The sequence below is a fragment of the Streptomyces sp. V4I2 genome, assembly GCF_030817655.1.
GTDB lineage: Bacteria > Actinomycetota > Actinomycetes > Streptomycetales > Streptomycetaceae > Streptomyces > Streptomyces plumbiresistens.
Genome location: NZ_JAUSZM010000003.1, coordinates 10,515,550 through 10,533,788 on the forward strand (window position 1 = coordinate 10,515,550; position 18,239 = coordinate 10,533,788).

The 18,239-nt window shown below is 68.2% G+C and carries 19 protein-coding genes and 2 pseudogenes; 7 read left to right on the top strand and 14 right to left on the bottom strand.

Translation table 11 applies throughout. The annotated features are described in order from the left end of the window. Positions 1–85: 85 nt before the first annotated feature. The gene (locus tag QFZ76_RS49390) at positions 86–1,282 is read left to right on the top strand and encodes an NAD(P)/FAD-dependent oxidoreductase (RefSeq protein ID WP_307679794.1); all 1,197 of its coding nucleotides are present in this window, start codon (positions 86–88) and stop codon (positions 1,280–1,282) included. 211 nt (positions 1,283–1,493) lie between these two features. Here QFZ76_RS49390 and QFZ76_RS49395 read toward each other — a convergent pair whose 3' ends face one another. Further along, positions 1,494–1,877: a DoxX family protein gene (locus tag QFZ76_RS49395; protein ID WP_307680370.1), complete on the bottom strand. Its 384-nt coding sequence runs from the start codon at positions 1,875–1,877 to the stop codon at positions 1,494–1,496. 170 nt (positions 1,878–2,047) lie between these two features. On the opposite strand from QFZ76_RS49395, the gene QFZ76_RS49400 reads away from it, so the two are divergent. The 5 genes from QFZ76_RS49400 (at position 2,048) to QFZ76_RS49420 (ending at position 5,937) form a co-directional block, all read left to right on the top strand. Continuing rightward, positions 2,048–2,521, top strand: a complete 474-nt coding sequence (locus QFZ76_RS49400; RefSeq protein ID WP_307680371.1) for a carboxymuconolactone decarboxylase family protein — start codon at positions 2,048–2,050, stop codon at positions 2,519–2,521. A 181-nt stretch (positions 2,522–2,702) separates the two neighbouring features. Beyond that, positions 2,703–3,623 (top strand): RNA polymerase sigma-70 factor, encoded by a 921-nt coding sequence (locus QFZ76_RS49405; protein ID WP_306972739.1) that lies wholly within the window; start codon positions 2,703–2,705, stop codon positions 3,621–3,623. Positions 3,624–3,778: 155 nt separating this feature from the next. Further along, positions 3,779–4,612: an NAD(P)H-binding protein gene (locus tag QFZ76_RS49410; protein ID WP_307679795.1), complete on the top strand. Its 834-nt coding sequence runs from the start codon at positions 3,779–3,781 to the stop codon at positions 4,610–4,612. Then, the gene (locus QFZ76_RS49415) at positions 4,609–5,277 is read left to right on the top strand and encodes an NAD(P)-dependent oxidoreductase (RefSeq protein ID WP_307679796.1); all 669 of its coding nucleotides are present in this window, start codon (positions 4,609–4,611) and stop codon (positions 5,275–5,277) included. The genes QFZ76_RS49410 and QFZ76_RS49415 overlap by 4 nt, the downstream gene beginning before the upstream one ends. Before the next feature lie 147 nt (positions 5,278–5,424). Beyond that, positions 5,425–5,937, top strand: coding sequence for an anthrone oxygenase family protein (locus tag QFZ76_RS49420; RefSeq protein ID WP_307679797.1), 513 nt, complete (start codon positions 5,425–5,427; stop codon positions 5,935–5,937). Between the two features lie 16 nt (positions 5,938–5,953). On the opposite strand, the pseudogene QFZ76_RS52110 reads toward QFZ76_RS49420, so the two are convergent. The 9 genes and pseudogenes from QFZ76_RS52110 to QFZ76_RS49460 all read right to left on the bottom strand — a co-directional run. Next, a pseudogene (locus tag QFZ76_RS52110) lies at positions 5,954–6,151 on the bottom strand (sulfite exporter TauE/SafE family protein); the annotation flags it as partial. After that, entirely contained in the window at positions 6,109–6,519 is a 411-nt protein-coding gene (locus tag QFZ76_RS52115) for a hypothetical protein (RefSeq protein ID WP_373464481.1), read from the bottom strand. The pseudogene QFZ76_RS52110 and the gene QFZ76_RS52115, both read right to left, overlap by 43 nt. Before the next feature lie 240 nt (positions 6,520–6,759). Next, the gene (locus QFZ76_RS49430; protein WP_307679798.1) at positions 6,760–7,236 is read right to left on the bottom strand and encodes an integrase; all 477 of its coding nucleotides are present in this window, start codon (positions 7,234–7,236) and stop codon (positions 6,760–6,762) included. After that, positions 7,229–7,807 carry a hypothetical protein gene (locus QFZ76_RS49435; RefSeq protein ID WP_307679799.1) on the bottom strand — a complete coding sequence of 193 codons (579 nt, stop codon included), beginning with the start codon at positions 7,805–7,807 and terminating at the stop codon, positions 7,229–7,231. The genes QFZ76_RS49430 and QFZ76_RS49435 overlap by 8 nt, the downstream gene beginning before the upstream one ends. Next, a complete protein-coding gene (locus QFZ76_RS49440) occupies positions 7,804–8,487 on the bottom strand; it encodes a hypothetical protein (protein ID WP_307679800.1) in 684 nt (227 codons plus the stop codon). Before QFZ76_RS49440 ends, QFZ76_RS49435 begins: the two co-directional genes overlap by 4 nt. After that, positions 8,484–10,904 (bottom strand): site-specific integrase, encoded by a 2,421-nt coding sequence (locus QFZ76_RS49445; RefSeq protein ID WP_307679801.1) that lies wholly within the window; start codon positions 10,902–10,904, stop codon positions 8,484–8,486. Before QFZ76_RS49445 ends, QFZ76_RS49440 begins: the two co-directional genes overlap by 4 nt. Beyond that, complete coding sequence (locus QFZ76_RS49450; protein ID WP_373464482.1) at positions 10,901–11,248, bottom strand: helix-turn-helix domain-containing protein; 348 nt, start codon at positions 11,246–11,248, stop codon at positions 10,901–10,903. Before QFZ76_RS49450 ends, QFZ76_RS49445 begins: the two co-directional genes overlap by 4 nt. A 14-nt stretch (positions 11,249–11,262) precedes the next feature. After that, entirely contained in the window at positions 11,263–12,324 is a 1,062-nt protein-coding gene (locus QFZ76_RS49455) for a tyrosine-type recombinase/integrase (protein WP_307679802.1), read from the bottom strand. A 107-nt stretch (positions 12,325–12,431) separates the two neighbouring features. Continuing rightward, the gene (locus QFZ76_RS49460; protein WP_307680373.1) at positions 12,432–12,650 is read right to left on the bottom strand and encodes a tyrosine-type recombinase/integrase; all 219 of its coding nucleotides are present in this window, start codon (positions 12,648–12,650) and stop codon (positions 12,432–12,434) included. Here QFZ76_RS49460 and QFZ76_RS49465 point away from each other — a divergent pair. Further along, positions 12,583–13,074, top strand: coding sequence for an ATP-binding protein (locus tag QFZ76_RS49465; RefSeq protein WP_307679803.1), 492 nt, complete (start codon positions 12,583–12,585; stop codon positions 13,072–13,074). The genes QFZ76_RS49460 and QFZ76_RS49465 overlap by 68 nt on opposite strands. Here QFZ76_RS49465 and QFZ76_RS49470 read toward each other — a convergent pair. The 4 genes and pseudogenes from QFZ76_RS49470 to QFZ76_RS49490 form a co-directional block, all read right to left on the bottom strand. Then, positions 13,011–14,720 (bottom strand): ISL3 family transposase, encoded by a 1,710-nt coding sequence (locus QFZ76_RS49470; RefSeq protein WP_307679804.1) that lies wholly within the window; start codon positions 14,718–14,720, stop codon positions 13,011–13,013. The genes QFZ76_RS49465 and QFZ76_RS49470 overlap by 64 nt on opposite strands. Positions 14,721–14,901: 181 nt before the next feature. Continuing rightward, positions 14,902–16,482 (bottom strand): annotated as a pseudogene (locus tag QFZ76_RS52120) (ISL3 family transposase); the annotation flags it as partial. A gap of 39 nt (positions 16,483–16,521) precedes the next feature. Continuing rightward, complete coding sequence (locus tag QFZ76_RS49485) at positions 16,522–16,725, bottom strand: replication-relaxation family protein (protein ID WP_307679807.1); 204 nt, start codon at positions 16,723–16,725, stop codon at positions 16,522–16,524. Continuing rightward, positions 16,722–18,167, bottom strand: coding sequence for an MDR family MFS transporter (locus tag QFZ76_RS49490; protein ID WP_307680374.1), 1,446 nt, complete (start codon positions 18,165–18,167; stop codon positions 16,722–16,724). Before QFZ76_RS49490 ends, QFZ76_RS49485 begins: the two co-directional genes overlap by 4 nt. Positions 18,168–18,239 lie beyond the last annotated feature (72 nt).

Genomic DNA, 18,239 nt, shown 5'->3' on the forward strand with positions numbered 1-18,239 from the left:
AAGTCGACATCTTGCGCGCCAAGTCGACATCTTGCGTGCGCGAATTCCTGAAACGCGAATTCCTATACAGCGGAGGAAAGAAACCATGGCTGAGAACACCGAAGTCGTCGTGATCGGCGGCGGATACGCCGGGGTCATGGCGGCCAACCGGCTGACACAGCGCGACGACGTGACCGTGACGCTGATCAACGCCCGCCCGGACTTCGTCGAGCGGATCCGACTGCACCAGCTGGCGGGCGGAACGCACAAGGCCGTCAACGACTACCGGAAGGTCCTGGGCGAGCGCGTCCGACTGGTGGTCGACACCGTGACCCGGATCGACGCGACGAGGCGCCGGGTGGAGCTGGCGAGCGGCGACACGGCCGGCTACGACTACCTGATCTACGCGGTGGGCAGCGGCAGCGCCGATCCGGGCGTACCCGGAGCCGCCGAGTTCGTCCACCCGATCGCCACGTTCGAGGAGGCGCGGCGCCTGCGGTCGGTCCTCGACGTCGCTCCCGCCACGGCCCCTGTGACGGTGGTCGGAGCCGGTCCGACCGGCATCGAGACCGCCGCCGAACTGGCGGAGGCGGGCCGCACCGTGACCCTGGTCTGCGGCGGGCTGCTCGGCCCCTACCTGCACCCGAACGGCCGCCGCTCGCTCGCCAAGCGGCTGGCCGGCCTCGGGGTGACGGTGTCGCAGGGCCCCGGCACGAAGGTCACGGAGGTGACCGGCGACAGCGTGCGGCTCGGCGACGGCCGTGAGCTGTCGAGCGAGGTCACCATCTGGACCGCCGGGTTCGGCGTGCCGGACCTGGCCGCCCGCAGCGGGCTCAGCACCGACACTCTGGGCCGCCTGCTCACCGACGAGACTCTGACGAGCATCGACGACGAGCGGATCGTCGCCGCCGGTGACTCGGCGGCACCGTCGGACATGCCGTTCCGGATGAGCTGCCAGGCCGCCGGCCCGCTGGGCGCACACGCCGCCGACACGGTGCTCAGCCGCATCACGGGCAAGCGGCCCGCACCGATCGACCTGGGGTTCGCCGGCCAGTGCATCAGCCTGGGGCGCCGTGCGGGCATGTTCCAGTTCGCCCACAAGGACGACACCGCCAAGCGGCTCCACCTCGGCGGCCGAACAGGCGCGAAGGTGAAGGAACTCGTGTGCAAGCTCACCGTCAAGCAGCTGGTGAACGAGGCACGCAAGCCCGGCTCCCACACCTGGGCCAAGGGCGAGCAGGGCCGCCGACTGCTGCGGGCCCAGCGCCGCGAGACGGCGGCCACCGCCGAGCAGTCCGCCTGAACCCGCTTCCGGCAGCCGACGTGGGTCCCGGCACTCGGCTGTGTTCTTTGTGCGGCGCGGCGCAAGTTCAAAAGCGACGAAGCTGTTGTAGTAGGCGGGCGTTCATTGCTGAAGAGAGAAATGTTGTAGCCAACTCCGTTGGCTGGTAGGTGTATCGGTACGACCTGGAGTGTACCCGGCACTTCGGCGCTCGACTGATATGCGCCGGTGGTTAGCCGGTGAAGGACTCGGGGCCGAAACGGCCCCATGCGATGAAGGCGGCAAGGGCGAGGTAGATCAGGTCGCCGGCGATCGTGGCCTTCTCGCCACGGCGCAGACGCATGGTGACCGCGCAGGCGAACAGCAGAACGAGTCCGGTGGCGGCCAGCGGCACCAGCACCGGCGCGATGTCGAGCACCGCGGGCAGAATCAGGCCGACCGCAGCCAGCAGCTCGACGGAGCCGATGGCCTTGAGAGTCCCGGGGCTGAACTCCAGAACCCACTGCGCAGAAGAGCCCATCGCGGCCAGCTTCTCCTGCGGCACGAACATCTTGGAGCTGCCCACCAGGCAGACAGCGGCGAGCACCCCAGCGATGATCCACAGCGCGACGTTCATCATCAACTCCCTGATCGAGGACTTCCGTACCCGAGACGAGGCAGCGACTCGGCCTGTGACATCCCGAGTCCGGTCAGCGGAGAGACGTGGGTCACACCGCGTCGTGTCACAGGCGTGAGGGCCCTCTCGTCTCGGAGGTGAAGGCATCGACGAACGTGGAGGAGCACACGATGGACGCGCGATTGAACTACTTCGCCAGCCCGACCGCCGGCAAGGCGCTCAAGTACTTCTTGTCGGTCGGCCGGGAGCTGAAGGAATCGCCGCTGCCGGCTACGACGCAGGAGTTGGTAGCGCTGCGCGTGAGCCAGATCAACGGCTGCGCGGTCTGCATCGACATGCACACCAAGGAAGCCGCCGCGGCCGGCGAGAGCCCGGTGCGGCTGAACTTGATCGCGGCTTGGCGGGAAGCAACGGTCTTCACCGAGGCTGAACGCGCCGCACTCGCATTGGCGGAGCAGGGGACCCGGGTCGCGGACGCGGCCACCGGGGTCAGCGACGAGGTGTGGGCGCGTGCCGCCCAGCACTATGACGAGGAGCAGCTCATGGCCCTCGTGCTGCTGGTCTCGTTCATGAACACGGTGAACCGGCTGAACATCATCACCCAGCAGCCGGCCGGCGATTACCAGGTCGGCCAGTTCCACTGAACCGCCACCGCACCCCTGGCCCGGGTCAGGCCTGCCGAGACCGGGACGCCATGCTCAAGGCCATCAGGTCGTCCGCGGGCGCGGGCGTTGTCAGGTCCGCTCACACATCGGATGATCTTCGAAAGATGCCTCGCCGGCACGGGTCCGGCCGGGCACACAGACCGCAAAGGGGGGAGTCGGCGTGGGCAAGGTCGAGGAGTTCGAGGAGCTGCGGCCGCTACTGTTCTCGATCGCGTACCGGATCCTGGGCAGCGTGGGCGAGGCGGAGGACGCGGTACAGGAGACCTGGCTCCGTTACGACGCCTCGAGAACCCGGCCCGTGTCGGCCAAGGCGTTCTTGTCAGCCACGGTGACCCGGATCGCGATCGACGTGCTGCGCTCCGCCCGGGTGCGGCGGGAGAAGTACGTCGGACCGTGGTTGCCCGAGCCGCTGCTGGACGATCCGTACGAGGACCCGGCCCGCGCGGCGGAGCTGGCCGACTCGGTGTCGATGGCGGCGCTGCTGCTCCTGGAGCGGCTCAGTCCGCTGGAGCGGTCGGTGTTCGTGCTGCGGGAGGTCTTCGCCTTCGGCTTCGCCGAGATCGCCGCCGCGGTGGGGCGCTCGGAGGCCGCGTGCCGACAGCTGCTCGTACGGGCACGCCGCCACATGCACGAGGGACGGCCCCGGTTCGAAGCGGACCGCCAGGAGCGGCAGGAGCTGGCGAGGCGGTTCTTCGAGGCACTGACGCAGGGAGACGTGGACGGACTGCAGAATCTGCTGTCCGCCGACGTCCAGCTCATCGGGGACGGCGGTGGCAAGGCACCGCAGCTGGCCAGGGCCGTCACCGGCGCCGAGAACGTGGCCAGGCTGCTCGCCACCGTCTACCCGCTCATGGCCCGGATCGACATCACGTTCGAACCGCACGAGGTCAACGGCCAGCCGGGCGCGCTCTTCCGCGACCGCGACGGCAAAATCCTCCACATCCTCGCCCTCGACACACTCGACGGGCAGATCCAGACGATCCGCGCGGTCATCAACCCCGACAAGCTCAGCCACCTCGGCCCGGTCGCTGACGCCTGGGCCGTCGACCAGGAAGTGAAGCAGACCCGTAAAACCCAGTGATCTCCCGACCAGCCTGACAGGGCAGGACCGGAGGTTTCAGTGCCGCATGCCGATGATCCTGGCGCACGGCTCGTCCGTGACGTCTTCCCGCGATATGAACCGCGCTCATCCAGCGCGCAAGATCGATTATCGACACACCCACTGGGGGTTCAGTCATGATCCTGATTACCGGGGCCACTGGCGTCGTCGGCCGGGAAACCGTCCGCCTCCTGGTCGAGGGGGGACCGAAAGTCGCCGCTGTCACCCGCGACCCGCACGCCGAATTCCCCGCGGGGACACAGCTCGTCCACCCCGCGAAGGTCCCCACCCTCGACGGCGTGGAGGCCATCCTGCTCAGCCCGCGTGCCGCCGGTCCCACCGCTGTCGACCTGTTGGCCCGCGCCCGCGAGACGGGCGCGGCAAGAGTGGTCGTACTGTCCGCCGTGACCGTGCAGTACCCGGCCGGGCACGCACGCTTCCGGAAGCAGTTCCACGCGGTCGAGGACATCGCCCGGGGGAGCGGCCTGGACTGGACGATCCTGCGCTGCGCCGATTTCGCCGCCAACACGCTGGCCTGGGCCGGGCAGATCCGGGCGACCGGGACCGTGCGGGGGGCATACCCGCACGCGAGGACCTCGACCGTCGACGAGCGTGACATCGCCGCGGTGGCCGCCCTCGCCCTGACCCACCCGCAGCACCGCGGTCAGACGTACCTGCTCACCGGAGAGCAGTCGCTGAGCCAACTGGAGAAGGTCGCGGCGCTCGGCACGGCGCTCGACCGGACACTGCCGTTCGTCGAGGCCGCACCGGACGAGATCCGCCGCGGCATGCTCGCCGCCGGCCTGCCCGACGAAATACCCGACCGGCTGCTCGGCTCGCTGGCCGACTACGCCCGCGAAGCCGGGCCCACCACCGACACCGTGCGGCGGCTGCTGGGCCGCCCGGCACGTACGTACGCCACCTGGGCGCAAGACCACCGTGCCGCCTTCACCGCAGGAGGACCCCGATGAAACTCACAATCGTGGCCGCCACCGGCGGTATCGGACGGCACCTGGTCGAGCAGGCGGTGGCCGGCGGGCATGACGTCACCGCCGTGGCCCGCCGCCCACGTGAGCTGCCGAGCGGTGTCCGGACGGTCGCCGTCGACCTCACCCGACCCGACATGCGGACGCTCGCCGCGGCGGTACGCGACGCCGACGCCGTACTGTCCGCGCTCGGCCCGCGAAACCCGCGCGCGGACGCGGGCATCACCTCCCGTGGTACCCGCGCGATCGTCGCGGCGATGCAGGCCGAGCACGTCCGGCGGATCATCATCGTCAGCGCTGCACCCGTCGGACCGGTGCCGCTGCCGGGTCGGCCGACGCCACCCAGGCACGATCCCGGCGACGGCTTCTTCATGCGCCACCTGGGAGTCCCGTTGACCCGGGCCATGTTCGGCCGGCACTACGCCGACCTCGCCGTCACCGAGCAGATCCTGCGCGACAGCGGACTGCAATGGACGGTGTCGCGCCCGCCCAAACTCACCGACAAGCCCCTGACCGGCACGTACCGGACCGCGTGGAACCGCAACATCCGGGGCGGGTTCTCCGTGCCACGCGCCGACGTCGCCCACCACATGCTCGCCATGGTGAACCAGCCGGACACCATCGAGCAGGTCGTAGGAATCGCGAACTGACCCATAACCAGCCACGCACACGACCCGGGCTGCGACAGAGGAAACAAGCGACGACCCGCGACGGCCACCAACAAGGTCAAGAAGACGCCTCGGCCGTCCCGCCCGCCCCTTCGCCGCCCGGGTCACCCATCACGAAAGAGCGTGATCATGACGAAGTGCGCCCGTTTCGTCAGCCTCGTATGCGCGGGACTGTTCGCCGGATTCCTCACGTCAGTCCTCGTCCTGGAACTCTCGCTGCGCGGCTTCGACAGCACCGTCTACACCCAGGTCCGGCTGGTCGAACTCGACTCCCTCGACAAACTCGCCGTCGCCACACTCCTGCCGGCGCTGATCGCCACAGCGGTACTGGCTTACCAGACCTACCGAACAAACACCCGATGGCCGACCGTGGCCGCACTCGCCCTCCTGGTCCTCGTTCTCGGCCTCACGCTCACCGTCAACCTGCCCATCAACTCCGATCAACTGCACTGGAACGCCCAGTCCCCGCCCTCCAACTGGACCAACGTACGGGACCGCTGGCAGATCGCCCACGCCGTCCGGACGGTAGCCGCGGTCCTCGCCTTCGGGGCCCTCGCCCTTGCAACGTCGCTGCCTCGTACACGTCGTTCAAGCCCGCCGAACACCTCGGCGCGGACAATCCGCCGAGCACCGCGCCGGTGACGGAGCCTGCGGCCATGATCGTGGTGAAACGGATGTTGGCGCCGAGGACGGAGAAGCTGCCGTCGCGGCTGTAGCGGGCGAACGCGACCAGCATCGTCGGCAGGGAGACCAGCAGGGAGAGGCTTCCGGCGGTCTTGATGTCTTCTCCGAACAGCAGCACGATCGTCGGGATCAGCAGCTCGCCTCCGACGACGCCCATGATCGCGGCGACCACCCCGATGCCGAATACGGCCGCGACGCCGCATGGGACCTGGGCCCATCGCGGGACCGCGAGCGTGTCCAGGGTAGTGGTGTGGGTGACGACCAGGGCGGCGGCATGAGCACCATCAGAGCGGCCAGGACCTTGTAGAGGGTGGAGGACCGCATGCGGACCGCCCAGCTTGCTCCGGCCCAGGCTCCGAGCAGGCTGCCGGCCAGCAGGTTGACCGCGACTGGCCAGCGTGCGGCGACCTCGGCAGCCGGGACCGCCGCGAGTCGGGCGGGCAGGGCGACCAGGACCACGACCAGGCTCATCGCTTTGTTCAGGATGACGGCCGAGAGTGCCGCGAACCCGAAGAGGCTGATCAGTAGTGGCAGGCGCAACTCTGCGCCGCCCCAGCCCGATTATCCCGCCCAGCACGCCGATGGCCGCTCCCGTGCCGAAGACGAGGGGTGTGGAGTGCGTCGGGCGGAGGGGGACGAGGTTCTGGTCAGTGGTCATGACGGGCATCCTCATTGGTGGCCACCCCTTCTTGCTATGGCGGGACCTCACCTTCGGGGAAAGGCACTGGGGCCCACTGAGGGTTCGTTCGGACCTCCGAGGCGGAGAGGCGATCGTGGTGGTCAGTTGCGCTGGGGACGGGTGGTCGGGATGCCGAGGGCGACGGGTGACCGTTGTGCGAGTCGAGCGGCGTCGGCTTGTTTGGTGCGGACGAAGGCCAGGGTCATGTCGATGCCGTCGATCTCGCCGAGCCACTGCTCTTCCTCGGCTCCCTTGCGGCGGAGGATCAAGTCCTTCTCGATTTCGGCGAGTCGGGGCAGCATCTTCGGGTTGACCTGCAGCATCGGGCATCTGATGCACGCGTGTTCATGCTGGCAGGGTGATCCATAAGGGCGAGCGCAGTTGCCGAGCTCGACCTTGCGCTTGTCGAAGTGCTCCTCGAACTCCGCCCACTCGTCGGGCGTGACATCGACGTACTCGCCTTCGGGGCGCAGGGCTCGGCGGTGGTTGAGGAACTTCTGGTAGTGCTTGACGATGTCCTCGGCGAAGACCGCTAATGGTGGAGTCGGGTATTGGAACTGTCCGAATGCCTCAGCCATTGCGGACCCATGAGGTGAACTCGTCGGCGAGGCCGGGCGGGTTGGCGGCCTCGGTCTGCCGGGCGATCGCCTCGTAGTACTCCAGCTCATGGACGATCACCGGCACGGTTCGGCCGACAGATCTCTCGATGACGCCGGTCGTATGGAGGGTTCGGGCGAGCTGGCAGCAGGTCTGGTTGAAGTGGGACTCGATCTGCGCGGCGAGTGGCCCGATGACTGAATCCCAGTCGGCGAGGTCGGTCGGCTCCTCGTACCAAAATCCAAGTTCGGTGATCCACCCCTGGCGAGCGATGGCGCCGCCGGGGTCGCTGGTCAGGTCGCCGACCACAGTCAGCTCGTTCTGGATCCAGAAGGCGTGGTTCCAGCGGGCTTCTGCTTGGTCAGAGGCGTCCTGGATGGTGCGTTGAGCCTGAGCTTCAGTGTTGTAGCCGACCGTCAGGGTCGGCTGACGAGGGTCGTCGTCCTCGTTGTCGATGAGGAAGGAGAGAGCGTAGATGTCGCCGGCATCGGTGGCCGAGATGGATGCGAGGGCCTTCTCGACGAGGTGCTGGAGGTGATCGTTGAATGTCATGGTCGGCGGGGTCCTGTCGGTCGGGGATATGAGTCCCACTGGTCGCAGTACTCGATGTGGATCTCGCGCGCGTCGCCGAGGATGCCGTCGTTGGAGTGGAGCTCGGTGCAAAAGTGCGGATAGCTCGGATGGACGGGGACGTATCCGGGGCCGTTTCGGGCGACGTCGAGGAAGTGCCGGGCGGTGTCCCTGAACACCTTCGCGCTGCCGGTCATGAACAGGGTCTCGGCGTGGAGATGCTGATGGAACAGATCCCGGTTCTCCTGGTAGTGCCGTGCCTCGTGATCAATCGCGGCTTCGTCGGTGTGTCCTGGGCCGGGCAGCGTCACGGTCTGCGGACGCCCTGGGCCGAGTCGCCCGCGCACTTCCTTCCAGCGGGAGGGTGCGAACTGGAGCGAGTGGTGCAACAGCACGAGATCAAGCTGTCGCGTGCCGTCTTCTGGCAGCTCGCGGGAGGGGCCGCGGTTCCCACGCATCGGCAGGTGGACCAGTGAGCGTGGTGAAGAGGCGGCGAGCGTCCATAGCCCGCCGATTCGCTGGGCGGCGTCCTGATCGAGGTAGGTGTCCAGGTGCCGATCGTGGTCGATGAGCACTGCGTGGACCAGAGGCCGGGCGGGTCGGATGACCTTGAACTCCATGGATCCGAGCCGTGCTTGGTGGATGGTGATGGGTAGCTTCATTGGTTCTCCGGGACACGGCTGCTGACATCGGCGGCGTAGGCGGCCCAGTCCCCAGCGGATGCCTTCTGCCATTGGACGGCGACTTGGATGTGGATGCCGAGCATCCGGGCGAGGATGGCGGCGGGCAGTTCGGCGGCGAGGGTGAACAGGGCTGTTGAGCGGTCCTGTTGGGGCCGAATGCCGATCTTGTGCAGCCGCAGACTGACCTGGCTGTCACTGAGTGGACGCCCTGGTTGTCCGCCGGGGAAGAGCCAAGGGACATCGTCCGGAGTGCCGATCTTGGCCTTGCCGCGTCGGGTCGCGACGACCTCGCGGACCAAGGCACCAAGCGGCATCGGAAGGATGACGGGCGAAGCTCCGAAGGTGATCGCGACGGTCTCGCCAGTGAAGTCGACGTCCTCGACGGTGAGTTGACTGATGGTGGAGATCTTCTGCGCGTAAAGGGTCAGCAGCAGCCCAGCGACTCGGTCGGCGGTGGGCAGTGTGTCCTCGTTGAGGAGGCGTCGTGCGTCCGCCCAGCGTTTCTCGCTGTCGATGGTGCCCTGTGGGCCGGTCCAGCGGACGGCGCCGCAGATGAGGCCGTGGGCATGGCGATGCTGTACGGACCAGCGGACGAAGTGGCCGGTCTCGTCGCGGTAGCGGAAGGCGGGATCGGTCATCCAGCGTTCCAGGTCGGCTTGTGTGCAGACGCCCAGGGTGAGACCTTCGCCGGCGAGCCAGGTGAGGAAGTTGTCGGCGGCGTTGACGTGGCAGCGCACGTTCATGTCCTGGAGTTGGCTGGTGTGCTGGTCGCCGAGGCGGCGGCGGAGCCGGCGCAGGTGGTGCCAGACCGCGTAACCGTGCAGGATCCGGCGTTCGGCGAGGTCTGCGCGAGCCTGGACGGTTGTGGTGATCCATTTCTCCAGGGCGACGAGTCGTTCGTCGCGCGGCGGTAGGACGCCTGTCGCGGCGAGGACGCTGCGAAGGTGAGCGAGCACCTTTCCCGACGGGAGGTCGTCGAGGCTGTCGTGGGTGACGGGACGCTCGTCGCGGCCTATGCGTTCCAGCAGGTCACGGACCTGCGATCGGGAAATCCAAGCCAGGGCGGTGTCCGGCCGCTCGGCGCTCATCAGTGCTTCGTGGAACGGCGCGAGCTCGGGGGCGATGGCCTCCTCGGCGCTGGCGCCGAGGAGGCGGCGGAGCTGCTGGTCGAGGACGCATCGCTGGCAGGGGTGGGAGCCGAGCTGCCAGGTGGTCGCGCAGGTGGGGCACCGGCCCCAGAAGTCGGGGTCGGGGTTGGTGCACTTCGCGCACAACGGTTCCTCCCAGGTTCCGCCGCGGACTTGGGCAACCGTGCCGCAGCTGCAGCAGGTCGCCCAGCGCTGCTGGCAGCGTTCGCACCAGGGCTGCCCGGTGGCCCGGGAGATCTCGCAACGGGCGGTGCGGCCGCAGAGCCCGCATTCCCTGACCACCTTCGGCACGCAACTCGGGCAGCGGACGCCGTCGTCGAGCCGGACTGCAACAGGCTGACGGCGCCCGCAGCCGACGCAGACCTCCAGGTTGGCCGGGTCGCGGATCAGGCAGGTAGGACACAGCGGCTGACCGGCAGCATCCCGGGTGGCAGGTTCACGGACCGCACCGCAACGGGTGCAGGGGACGGCCGCGTGTCGAGCGAAACAGGCCCGGCAGACCCGCTTTCCGTCCAGAAGCTTCGACAGCGCCTTCACCCCGCGACAGCGCGCGCAGGCTGGCCTGACCACGGTGGTGGTGGCGCCGCTGGCGACGAGTTCGCCGATGAATCGCAGCACCGCCGGAGTGGGGGCCTCGTGGCCGACGCTGGTCAGCAGTTCGGGGCGGGCGATCACCGCCCAAGCCAGTCGACGCTGCCCGGCCAGCCGTTTCGTGGATCGTTCTAGAGCGGTCCGGATCGTGTCCGCATCGAGTGCGGGGTCGATGCCGGTGATCAGTCGGGTGAGTTCCTTGAGCGGATCGCCGTCGGTGTCGGGGCACTTCGCGCATCGGGGCTGGCCGTGCCGGTCCCGGCTGACGACTCGTCGCTGCTGGTGGCAGCCCGCGCAGACTGCGGACTTATCAAAGCAAGGTGAGCATCCCCATCGGCCGCCCGAGCGGCTGCCGACGTAGGGGCGGGGGCGCCCGCACTCCCCGCAGTGGGGCAGGGCGGTGTCCTGGGCGCCAGCCTCGCGCAGGGCCATCAGCAGCTTGGCGACGCGGAACGGCGCCGGTGGCCTGCCAGTCCGCAACAGCGCGGGGTTGTCGTGCAGGGCCTGGGCGAGGTTGCGGCGGCCGGCTCGTGTGCGTACGAGTGTGCAGACGATGTCGCGGATACGAGCCGTATCCAGGTGCTTTTCGACGTTGCTGACCAGCCGTACCACCAGGCCGACCGGGTCCGTCAGGACTTCCTCGGCCAGTTCGGTCACCGGTCGACCCCAGTGATCCGGGCCCGCCGCGGCCGCAGATCACCGACCCCCTCGGAGACCGCGGTCCCGCCCGCGGCGGCCTTCTTCGGCTTCGCCGCGGCACCGGCCCCGGTGACGGGCTCGATGAGGTCATCCATGGTGCAGTCCAGGATGTCCAGCAGGGCCATGAGGATCTTCAGGCTGAGTCGCTCCGGTCGCTCGACGACGAGCCGGTAGACCTGGCTCGTGGACAACGTGATGCCACGTTCCTTCAACGGCGGGAGAAGGTCGGTGGTGGAGAACATCCCGCGATCCGCCATCACTTTGCGCAGGTGCCAGTGGTAGTCGAGCTTGGCGGCCATCATCGGGTCCTTCCTCGTCAGACGCCGGCGAACGCCGGGGCCAGGGCCTTGCTCAGGGCAGTGTTCATGAAGTCGTCGCTGACGTGCGTGTAGATGGCTGTGGAGCTGTCACAGTCGTGGCCGACTTGCTGCTGGATAAATCGACGGTCGATCCCGTCCTCGGTCAGATGCGTGACGTACGAATGCCTGATTGAGTGCGGAACTAGATCTTTTGAGAGTTTTAAGGCATCTCGGTATGCCTCGAACCGGTCATTGATGGAGCCGGGCTGCAGGCGTCCACCACGTTCGGTGATCCATAGGGCCGGGTGGTCGGGAAATCCGAAGCGCGGACGGACGTTCTCGACGTAGTCGGTGACCGCCTCAACAGCCCAGTCCATCACTGAGAGCACGTTCCTCCGTCGCGGCGGCTGCCCCTTCTTCGCCTTGCCATAACGGACGTTGAGTGTGCCGTATCGGCCGAACTGCGGAGCCTTCGGATTGCGTCCGAAGTCGACGACGTCCAGCTTGGACGTCTCGGTCCGGCGAAGCCCCCACCCGTAGATGACCTTGAAAAGGGTGGCGTCGCGGTAGGCGGCGAGGGCGCCTTTGCGCTTGGACTTCACGGCGCGTGCGACCTGGTCGTCGGCGTAGTCGAGGAAGCGCTGCAGTTCTTCGCGGGTGAACGGCCTCGCCTCCGGATTCCCCTCGTAATCCTGCAGGTGAGGGAGGGTGTTCCACTCATGGGCGACCGCCACCGGGTGGGTGCCGAAAGCTTCCTCGCAGGCAGTTCCCCACCCGTAGCGGGCGTCGATGAGGAACTCGGTGAACAGTCGGACGTCGCTCTGGTAGCTGCGGATCGTCGACGGCGCCAGATGCTTCTCGCCCGCCAGAGAGGCCGACCACTCGTCCATGTGGGCCGGCGACCACTGCCACGGGTACTCGTTCGCGAACTCAAGGAACCGGCGGACCAGCCGCATCCGCGGCTCGATCGTCTCGTCCTTCAGCCCTCGCGACTTCTGCTGAGCCCTCCAGCCCCGCAGCATCGCGTCGAACATCGCGTCCTCCGGACGCAGTTGGACCACGCCGGAGACGAGCTCCATGTGAGCCGCCCCGGCCAGGGCCACCTTCTGCTGATGCACCACTCCAGACCATCCCTTCTGGAGGGCAGATCATGCATCAGGCGGGATCCGTCTGGCAACATGCCTGCTCAGGCCGTTAGTTCGTAGTAGCCTTGGAGTTCGCCAGCCCATCGACCTGAGCTCGCAATCTGCGGATTCTCGCCCATCTGATGCAATTCCCGAGGGTCGACGTAACCCTGAGTGGTCTGCAGGTTCAGGTGTCCGAGGAAGGCTGCGCCGATGTGGATGGGCAGTCCGCCGTTGACGATGTCGGTCGCGAAGAGCCGACGGAAGTCGTGCGGGGTGATCGCCCAGGCCCTCGGCCACCTCGCTGTCCGGCAGGGCGCCCACGTCCGCTTCGCCAAGACCAGCCGGATCCTCGCCGAACTCGCCGGCGGCCACGCGGACCGCACCTGGGAGAAACGGATCCGCGAACTGGTACGGCCCGACGTTCTCATCCTCGACGACTTCGCCATGCGCCAGCTCTCCGTGGCCCACGCCGACGACCTCTACGAGCTGGTCAGCGAGCGGCAGGGGCGGTCCCTGATCATCACGAGCAACCGGGCGCCCAGCGACTGGTATCCCCTCTTCCCCAACCCCGTCGTCGCCGAGTCCCTCCTCGACCGGCTCATCAACACCAGCCACCAGGTCATCATGAACGGCCCCAGCTACCGCCCGAACAAGCGCCCCAAGAACCCCACCGACAAGCCCACCAAGCCGTCGGTCAAGTAGCCGCCATCGGCGCCCGGGGCTGGGGAATTACGTGAACTCAGCCCCGGGGAAATACGTGAACGTCCACACCGGGCCCGGAGGAGTTCGAATGAAGCCCGTCCGTACATAGCCCGCTTGAGTGTTTTCACCCGGTTCACGTGGCCTTCGACGACTCCGGAACTCCAGGGGAGGGTGAGGCCGGCGGTGACGGCGTCGAGGTCCTGGCGGAGGGAGCCGGCGAAGCCCCGCATCGGCTTCGGAGCGTCCTGCTCGGCTTGGCGGATCCACTCCAGTAGCAGGTATCCGCGCCGGTGACGGACGAGATCGGCGAACGCGCGGGCGAGGTCGCAGGCTCGGGTGATGTCCGGGCAGGCGAGCCGGACCTCCAGCAGTCGCTTGTCCTGGCTTTCGGTGAGGGTCTCGCGGGGCCGCATGATCCACGAGGTGATCTTGCGTGGGCTGGGGATGTCGGCCCGGACCGGTTCGGCGGTGCCCGCCCGCAGGGCGGCGAGGTGTTTGCGGACGACCTGGCGGCTGCCCCGGTAACCGCGTTCGCGGACCTCCAGGAACAGGCGGGTGCCGCTGACCTGGCCCTGAGTCTCGGTGAAGCGGGCGTTGAGGTACGCCTTGAACGGCTCCAGCACGCCATTCGGGCGGCGGTCGCGGGCGGAGGCCAGCAACTGGTCGAGGTCGGTGTCGCGGAAGCGGCGCACGGTCTTGCGGTCGAGATTCAGACGGCGGGCGATGGCACTGACGGTCCAGCCCTTCTCCACCAGGCGGTGGACGTCCTTATGGCGATGGCGGGTCCGTTCGATGATCTGGGTGCCGGGTAGTTCCGGCACCGGCAGTTCCATCGGCACCGGCTCCGGAACCGGCGGCACGGTCTCCTGCTCGGCGGGTTTGCGCAGGCAGTCGCGGTGCTGATGACAGGTCTTCTCAACCGCGGCGGACACGTTCTGAAGCAAATGCCAGCGATCGGCAACTTCGAGGGCGTTGGGGGCCGCCTCTCTGACCGCCTTCGTATAGGCGGTGGCCCGGTCGCGGCAGATGATCTCCGCTCCGGGATGCTCCGTCAGCCAGGCCGCGAACGTCTCCGAGGTGCGGTCGGGCAGCACGTCCACGACCCGGCCGGCTTCGACGTCGACCAGGACGGTGCCGTAGGTGCAGCCCTTGCGGAAGGCGAACTCGTCCACTCCCAGCACCCGTGGGGCACGGTCTTGAACCGGCGGCGCCGTCAGCAGCCTGAGCAGTCGGGTCCGGCCCGCGGCCACCCGCAGGCGGCGGCACAGCCGCGCGGCAGGACGGCCGCCCAGCTCCACCGCGATGGACTGCAGCCAGCCCGTCAGCCCGGTGCTCGACCGGCGGTGCCGCTCGGTCAGACCGGCGATCTGCTCGACGAACGTTCTGCGGGAACAGCTCCTGCGGTCGCAGAAGTACCGTCGCACCCGGAGCCGGACCACGACCCGTCGGGAGCCCAACGGACGCTCGTCCAGGGCACGTTGGTACGAGCTGTGCACGCGTCTTGCCCGCTTCCGGCAGTCCGGGCACAGGCCCGGCCGACCGGTGGACACCGCCTCCACCACCAAGGTGTCGGAGGAGTCGCTCACGCGCTCCACTCGCACACCGATTCCGGGAAACAGCACATCCTCGACCGTCTTGCTCGCCACGGCATGAAACACCTTGCCGAAACGATCCGCCGTTCCGGACCCTGACCTGCGGAATCACGGAACCGCGGACAGAGCCGTTTTCAAGGTTCTGGCCGTAGTTTCGTGAAGCGCATGGTCGGGTGAGGATGCGGATCCGGAGGAGCCGGAAGGATGCCCGGTTGTACATGCTCCTCTTGATCGTTTTCACTCTGTTCACGTTGCCCTCGACGACGCCGGAGCTCCATTCCAGGGTGAGGCCGGCGGTGACGGCTGCGAGGTCCTGGCGGAGGAAGCCGGCGAAGCCACGGACAGGTGCGGGAGCGTCCTGTTCGGCCTGGCGGATCCAGTCCATTAGCAGGTGCCCGCGGCGGTGGGTGACCAGGTCGTGGAAGGTGCGGGGCAGGTCGCAGGCGCGGGTGATGTCCGGGCAGGCGAGCCGGACTTGGAGGAGTCGTTCGTCGTCCTTCGGACGGAGGTCTTCCCGGCGGCACATGATCCACGAGGTGATCTTCCGGGGGCTGGGGATGTCGGCGCGGACGGGTTCGGCGGTGCCGTCGCGGAGGGCGGCGAAGTGTTTGCGGATGGCCTGGACGCTGCCGCGGTAGCCCTGGGCTCGGATCTCGGTGAGGACCTGGGGTGCGGTGATGCTGCCGCCGGTGTCGGTGAAGCGGGCGGTGGCGTATGCCTTGAACGGCGCGAGGACGCCGGTGGGGCGTCGGTCGCGGGCGGAGGCGAGGAGGATGTCGAGGTTGGTGTCGCGGAAGCGGCGCACGGTCTTGCGGTCCAGGTGGAGGCGGCGGGCGATGGCGCTGATGGTCCAGCCGGCATTCACTAGTCGGTGGACGTCGGCGTGACGCTGCCGGGTCCGCTCGATGATCTGGGTGCGGGGCAGTTCGGCGGTCGGTAACTCGGTGATCGTGACGGTCGCCGTCACCGACACCTCGGTCTCCTCCTCGGCGTGTTTCCGCAGGCAGGAGCGGTGTTGGTGGCAGGTCTTCTCCACGGCCGCGCCGAGGTTTTGCAGCAGGTGCCAGCGATCTGCGACCTCCAAGGCGCCCGGAGCGGCCTCCTTGATGGCCTTGCTGTAAGCAGTGGCACGGTCCCTGCAAATGATCTCCGCGCCGGGATGCGTAGTGAGCCAGGCAGCGAAGGTGTCGCACTCGCGGTCGGGCAGGACGTCGACGACGCGGCCGGATTCGACGTCGACCAGCAGCGTGCCGTACCGCTTCCCCTTCCGGAACGCGAAGTCGTCGACGCCCAGGACGCGCGGCGCCCGTTCTGGGGCGGCCGGCTCCGTGGGCAGGCCCAGCAGCCGGGTCCGGCCCGACTTCAGCCGCAGCCGTCGGCACAGCCGTTGACCGGGATGACCACCGAGCTCGACGGCGACCGCGTGCTGCCACTGCTTCAGTCCGAGGCTGGAGCGGCGGTACCGCTCGCTGAGCTGGGCGACCTGCTCGACGAACGTCCGCCGCGTACATCGATCGCGGTCGCAGAAGAACCGCCGGACCCGTAACCGCACGGTCAGGCTCCGGCCGTTCACCGGCAGTCCGGCCAGGCCCCGCTCGTACGCCGAATGCACCCTCGATGCCTGCGAGTTGCATCCCGGACAACGTGGTGGCGGCCCGCACGCGACCGCCTCGATGACCAGCCCGTCGGCGGCCTCGGTGACGTGCGTCAACCGCACATCGAAACCGGAGAACAGAACATCAGCGAGCGATTCGACCCCCATGCGCAGGATGTCCCGCAGAGGAACGTTCCTGCATGCCGCCCCTGACCTGGGCATTCACGGAACTGCGGTCAGAACCGTTTTCAAGAATCGCTATCACACCCGGGTCCGCCCGGCCCGCGGTAGCGTGACCCGGTCGACCAGCCCCTCGGTACGCAGCTTGGCCAGCCGTCGCCGGGTCTGCTCGATCCGCACCCCCGGCGCGATCACCAGGTGCATCTGCTCAGTGGTGGCCATCCGGTACTGCACCAGCACTGCCAGCGCCAGCCGGTCCCCACCGCCCACGTCCACGTCGGTCATCGTGGCTGCTCCCTCCTCGTACGGTGCGGCGCCGAATCCGACCTCTTGTCGATCTCCCTTGCTTTGCTGTCGGCGGGGGCTGTCGACTGGGGGAGGCTGGGCAGGAGCAGGCAGAGCGGGACAGCGGCGGCGGTCAGGGCCACGCACCACCAGAACGCGTGATCGAAGCCGTTGGCCAGGGCGGCGGGCGTGTGGGCGTCGCCGATGTTCTGCTGGAGGACGACGATGAGGATGGCGACGCCCACTGCGCCGCCGATCTGCTGGGCGACGCGGGTGATGATGCTGGCGTCAGGGATCTCCTCGTGCTCCAGCCCTACGAAGGCGGCGCCCATGGGCGCGATCATGGCAGCGCCCAGGGCGATGCCCCGGATGAACAGGGCGGCCATGAGCAGGATTTCGCTGGTGTCGGCGGTGACGAAGGCGAACGGCACGGTGGATGCGGCGACGAAGGCGGTGGATACGAGGGCCACCGCGCGGGGGCCGACGCGGTCCATGTACTTGCCTGCCAGGCCGCGGGCGACGAGGGCACCGAGTCCCTGGGGGATGAGCAGCAGTCCGGCGCCGAGTGGGGTTGCGCCGCGGACCTGCTGGAAGTACAGGGGAAGCAGCATCATCGAACCGAACAGGGAGATGCCGCCGAGGAAGAGCAGGGTGGAGGACGAGGCCACCGAGCGGTGTCGGAACATCCGCACGTCGACCAGTGAGCCGGTGTCACGGGCGAGCGCCCAGGCGATGAAGCTCCCGACCAGAGCAAGCCCGGCGAGCAGCGGAATGAGGACCTTGGCGGTGGCGAAGTCCGTGCTGCCGTCGACCTGGGAGAGGCCGCAGATGAGGGCTGCGGAACCCGGGCACAGCAGGAGCAGGCCGACAACGTCCAGGCGGGCACCGGGGCTGTCGGCTGCGGGCCGGTCATCGGGCAGGTTGCGCCAGGCGAGCCACGTGCCGACGAGGCAGAAGGGGATGTTGATGAAGAACAGCCATCGCCAGTCGGCCAGGTGGAGGATGAGACCGCCGAGGACCGGGCCGAGGATCGGGCCGAGCGCCGTGGGCACGGTGATGACGGCCATGACCTTGCCGATGTTGCGGCCCTTGGCGGCCTGCATGAGCAGGGTGTACATCAGCGGCATCATGATGCCGCCGGCGAGGCCCTGGACGAGACGGAAGACGATGAGGCTCGTAACGCTCCAGGCCAGGGCGCTCAGGACCGAGCCGACCAGGAACCCGCCCAGAGCGGCGATCCACAGGCGCCGGCCGCCGATCCGTGACTGGGCCCATCCGGCGAGCGGGATGGTTATGAAGACGGCCAGCAGGTAGCCGGTACTGACCCATTGGATCGTTGACAGCGGGGCGTCGAAGTCTTTGGCCAGGCTGTTCAGGGCGACGCTGATGATGGTGGTGTCGAAGACGACACCGAGGGCGCCGACGATGAGAGTGATCGCCATGCGCAACACGGCGGGGTCTACGCGGCCGGTATCGGCGGGGGCGGGCCCGGCCTCGTTGGATGTGCTCACGGT

Excerpts from the sequence above, each read along its gene's own strand:
- QFZ76_RS49410 (WP_307679795.1), top strand. The coding sequence starts at position 3,779 with ATGATCCTGATTACCGGGGCCACTGGCGTCGTCGGCCGGGAAACCGTC.
- QFZ76_RS49430 (WP_307679798.1), bottom strand. The coding sequence starts at position 7,236 with ATGGCTGAGGCATTCGGACAGTTCCAATACCCGACTCCACCATTAGCG.
- QFZ76_RS49490 (WP_307680374.1), bottom strand. The coding sequence starts at position 18,167 with ATGGCGATCACTCTCATCGTCGGCGCCCTCGGTGTCGTCTTCGACACC.
- QFZ76_RS49465 (WP_307679803.1), top strand. The coding sequence starts at position 12,583 with ATGTGGATGGGCAGTCCGCCGTTGACGATGTCGGTCGCGAAGAGCCGA.
- QFZ76_RS49395 (WP_307680370.1), bottom strand. The coding sequence starts at position 1,877 with ATGAACGTCGCGCTGTGGATCATCGCTGGGGTGCTCGCCGCTGTCTGC.
- QFZ76_RS49400 (WP_307680371.1), top strand. The coding sequence starts at position 2,048 with ATGGACGCGCGATTGAACTACTTCGCCAGCCCGACCGCCGGCAAGGCG.
- QFZ76_RS49415 (WP_307679796.1), top strand. The coding sequence starts at position 4,609 with ATGAAACTCACAATCGTGGCCGCCACCGGCGGTATCGGACGGCACCTG.
- QFZ76_RS49440 (WP_307679800.1), bottom strand. The coding sequence starts at position 8,487 with ATGAAGCTACCCATCACCATCCACCAAGCACGGCTCGGATCCATGGAG.
- QFZ76_RS49450 (WP_373464482.1), bottom strand. The coding sequence starts at position 11,248 with ATGATGGCCGCCAAGCTCGACTACCACTGGCACCTGCGCAAAGTGATG.
- QFZ76_RS49485 (WP_307679807.1), bottom strand. The coding sequence starts at position 16,725 with ATGACCGACGTGGACGTGGGCGGTGGGGACCGGCTGGCGCTGGCAGTG.
- QFZ76_RS49435 (WP_307679799.1), bottom strand. The coding sequence starts at position 7,807 with ATGACATTCAACGATCACCTCCAGCACCTCGTCGAGAAGGCCCTCGCA.
- QFZ76_RS49390 (WP_307679794.1), top strand. The coding sequence starts at position 86 with ATGGCTGAGAACACCGAAGTCGTCGTGATCGGCGGCGGATACGCCGGG.
- QFZ76_RS49455 (WP_307679802.1), bottom strand. The coding sequence starts at position 12,324 with ATGGAGCTCGTCTCCGGCGTGGTCCAACTGCGTCCGGAGGACGCGATG.
- QFZ76_RS49420 (WP_307679797.1), top strand. The coding sequence starts at position 5,425 with ATGACGAAGTGCGCCCGTTTCGTCAGCCTCGTATGCGCGGGACTGTTC.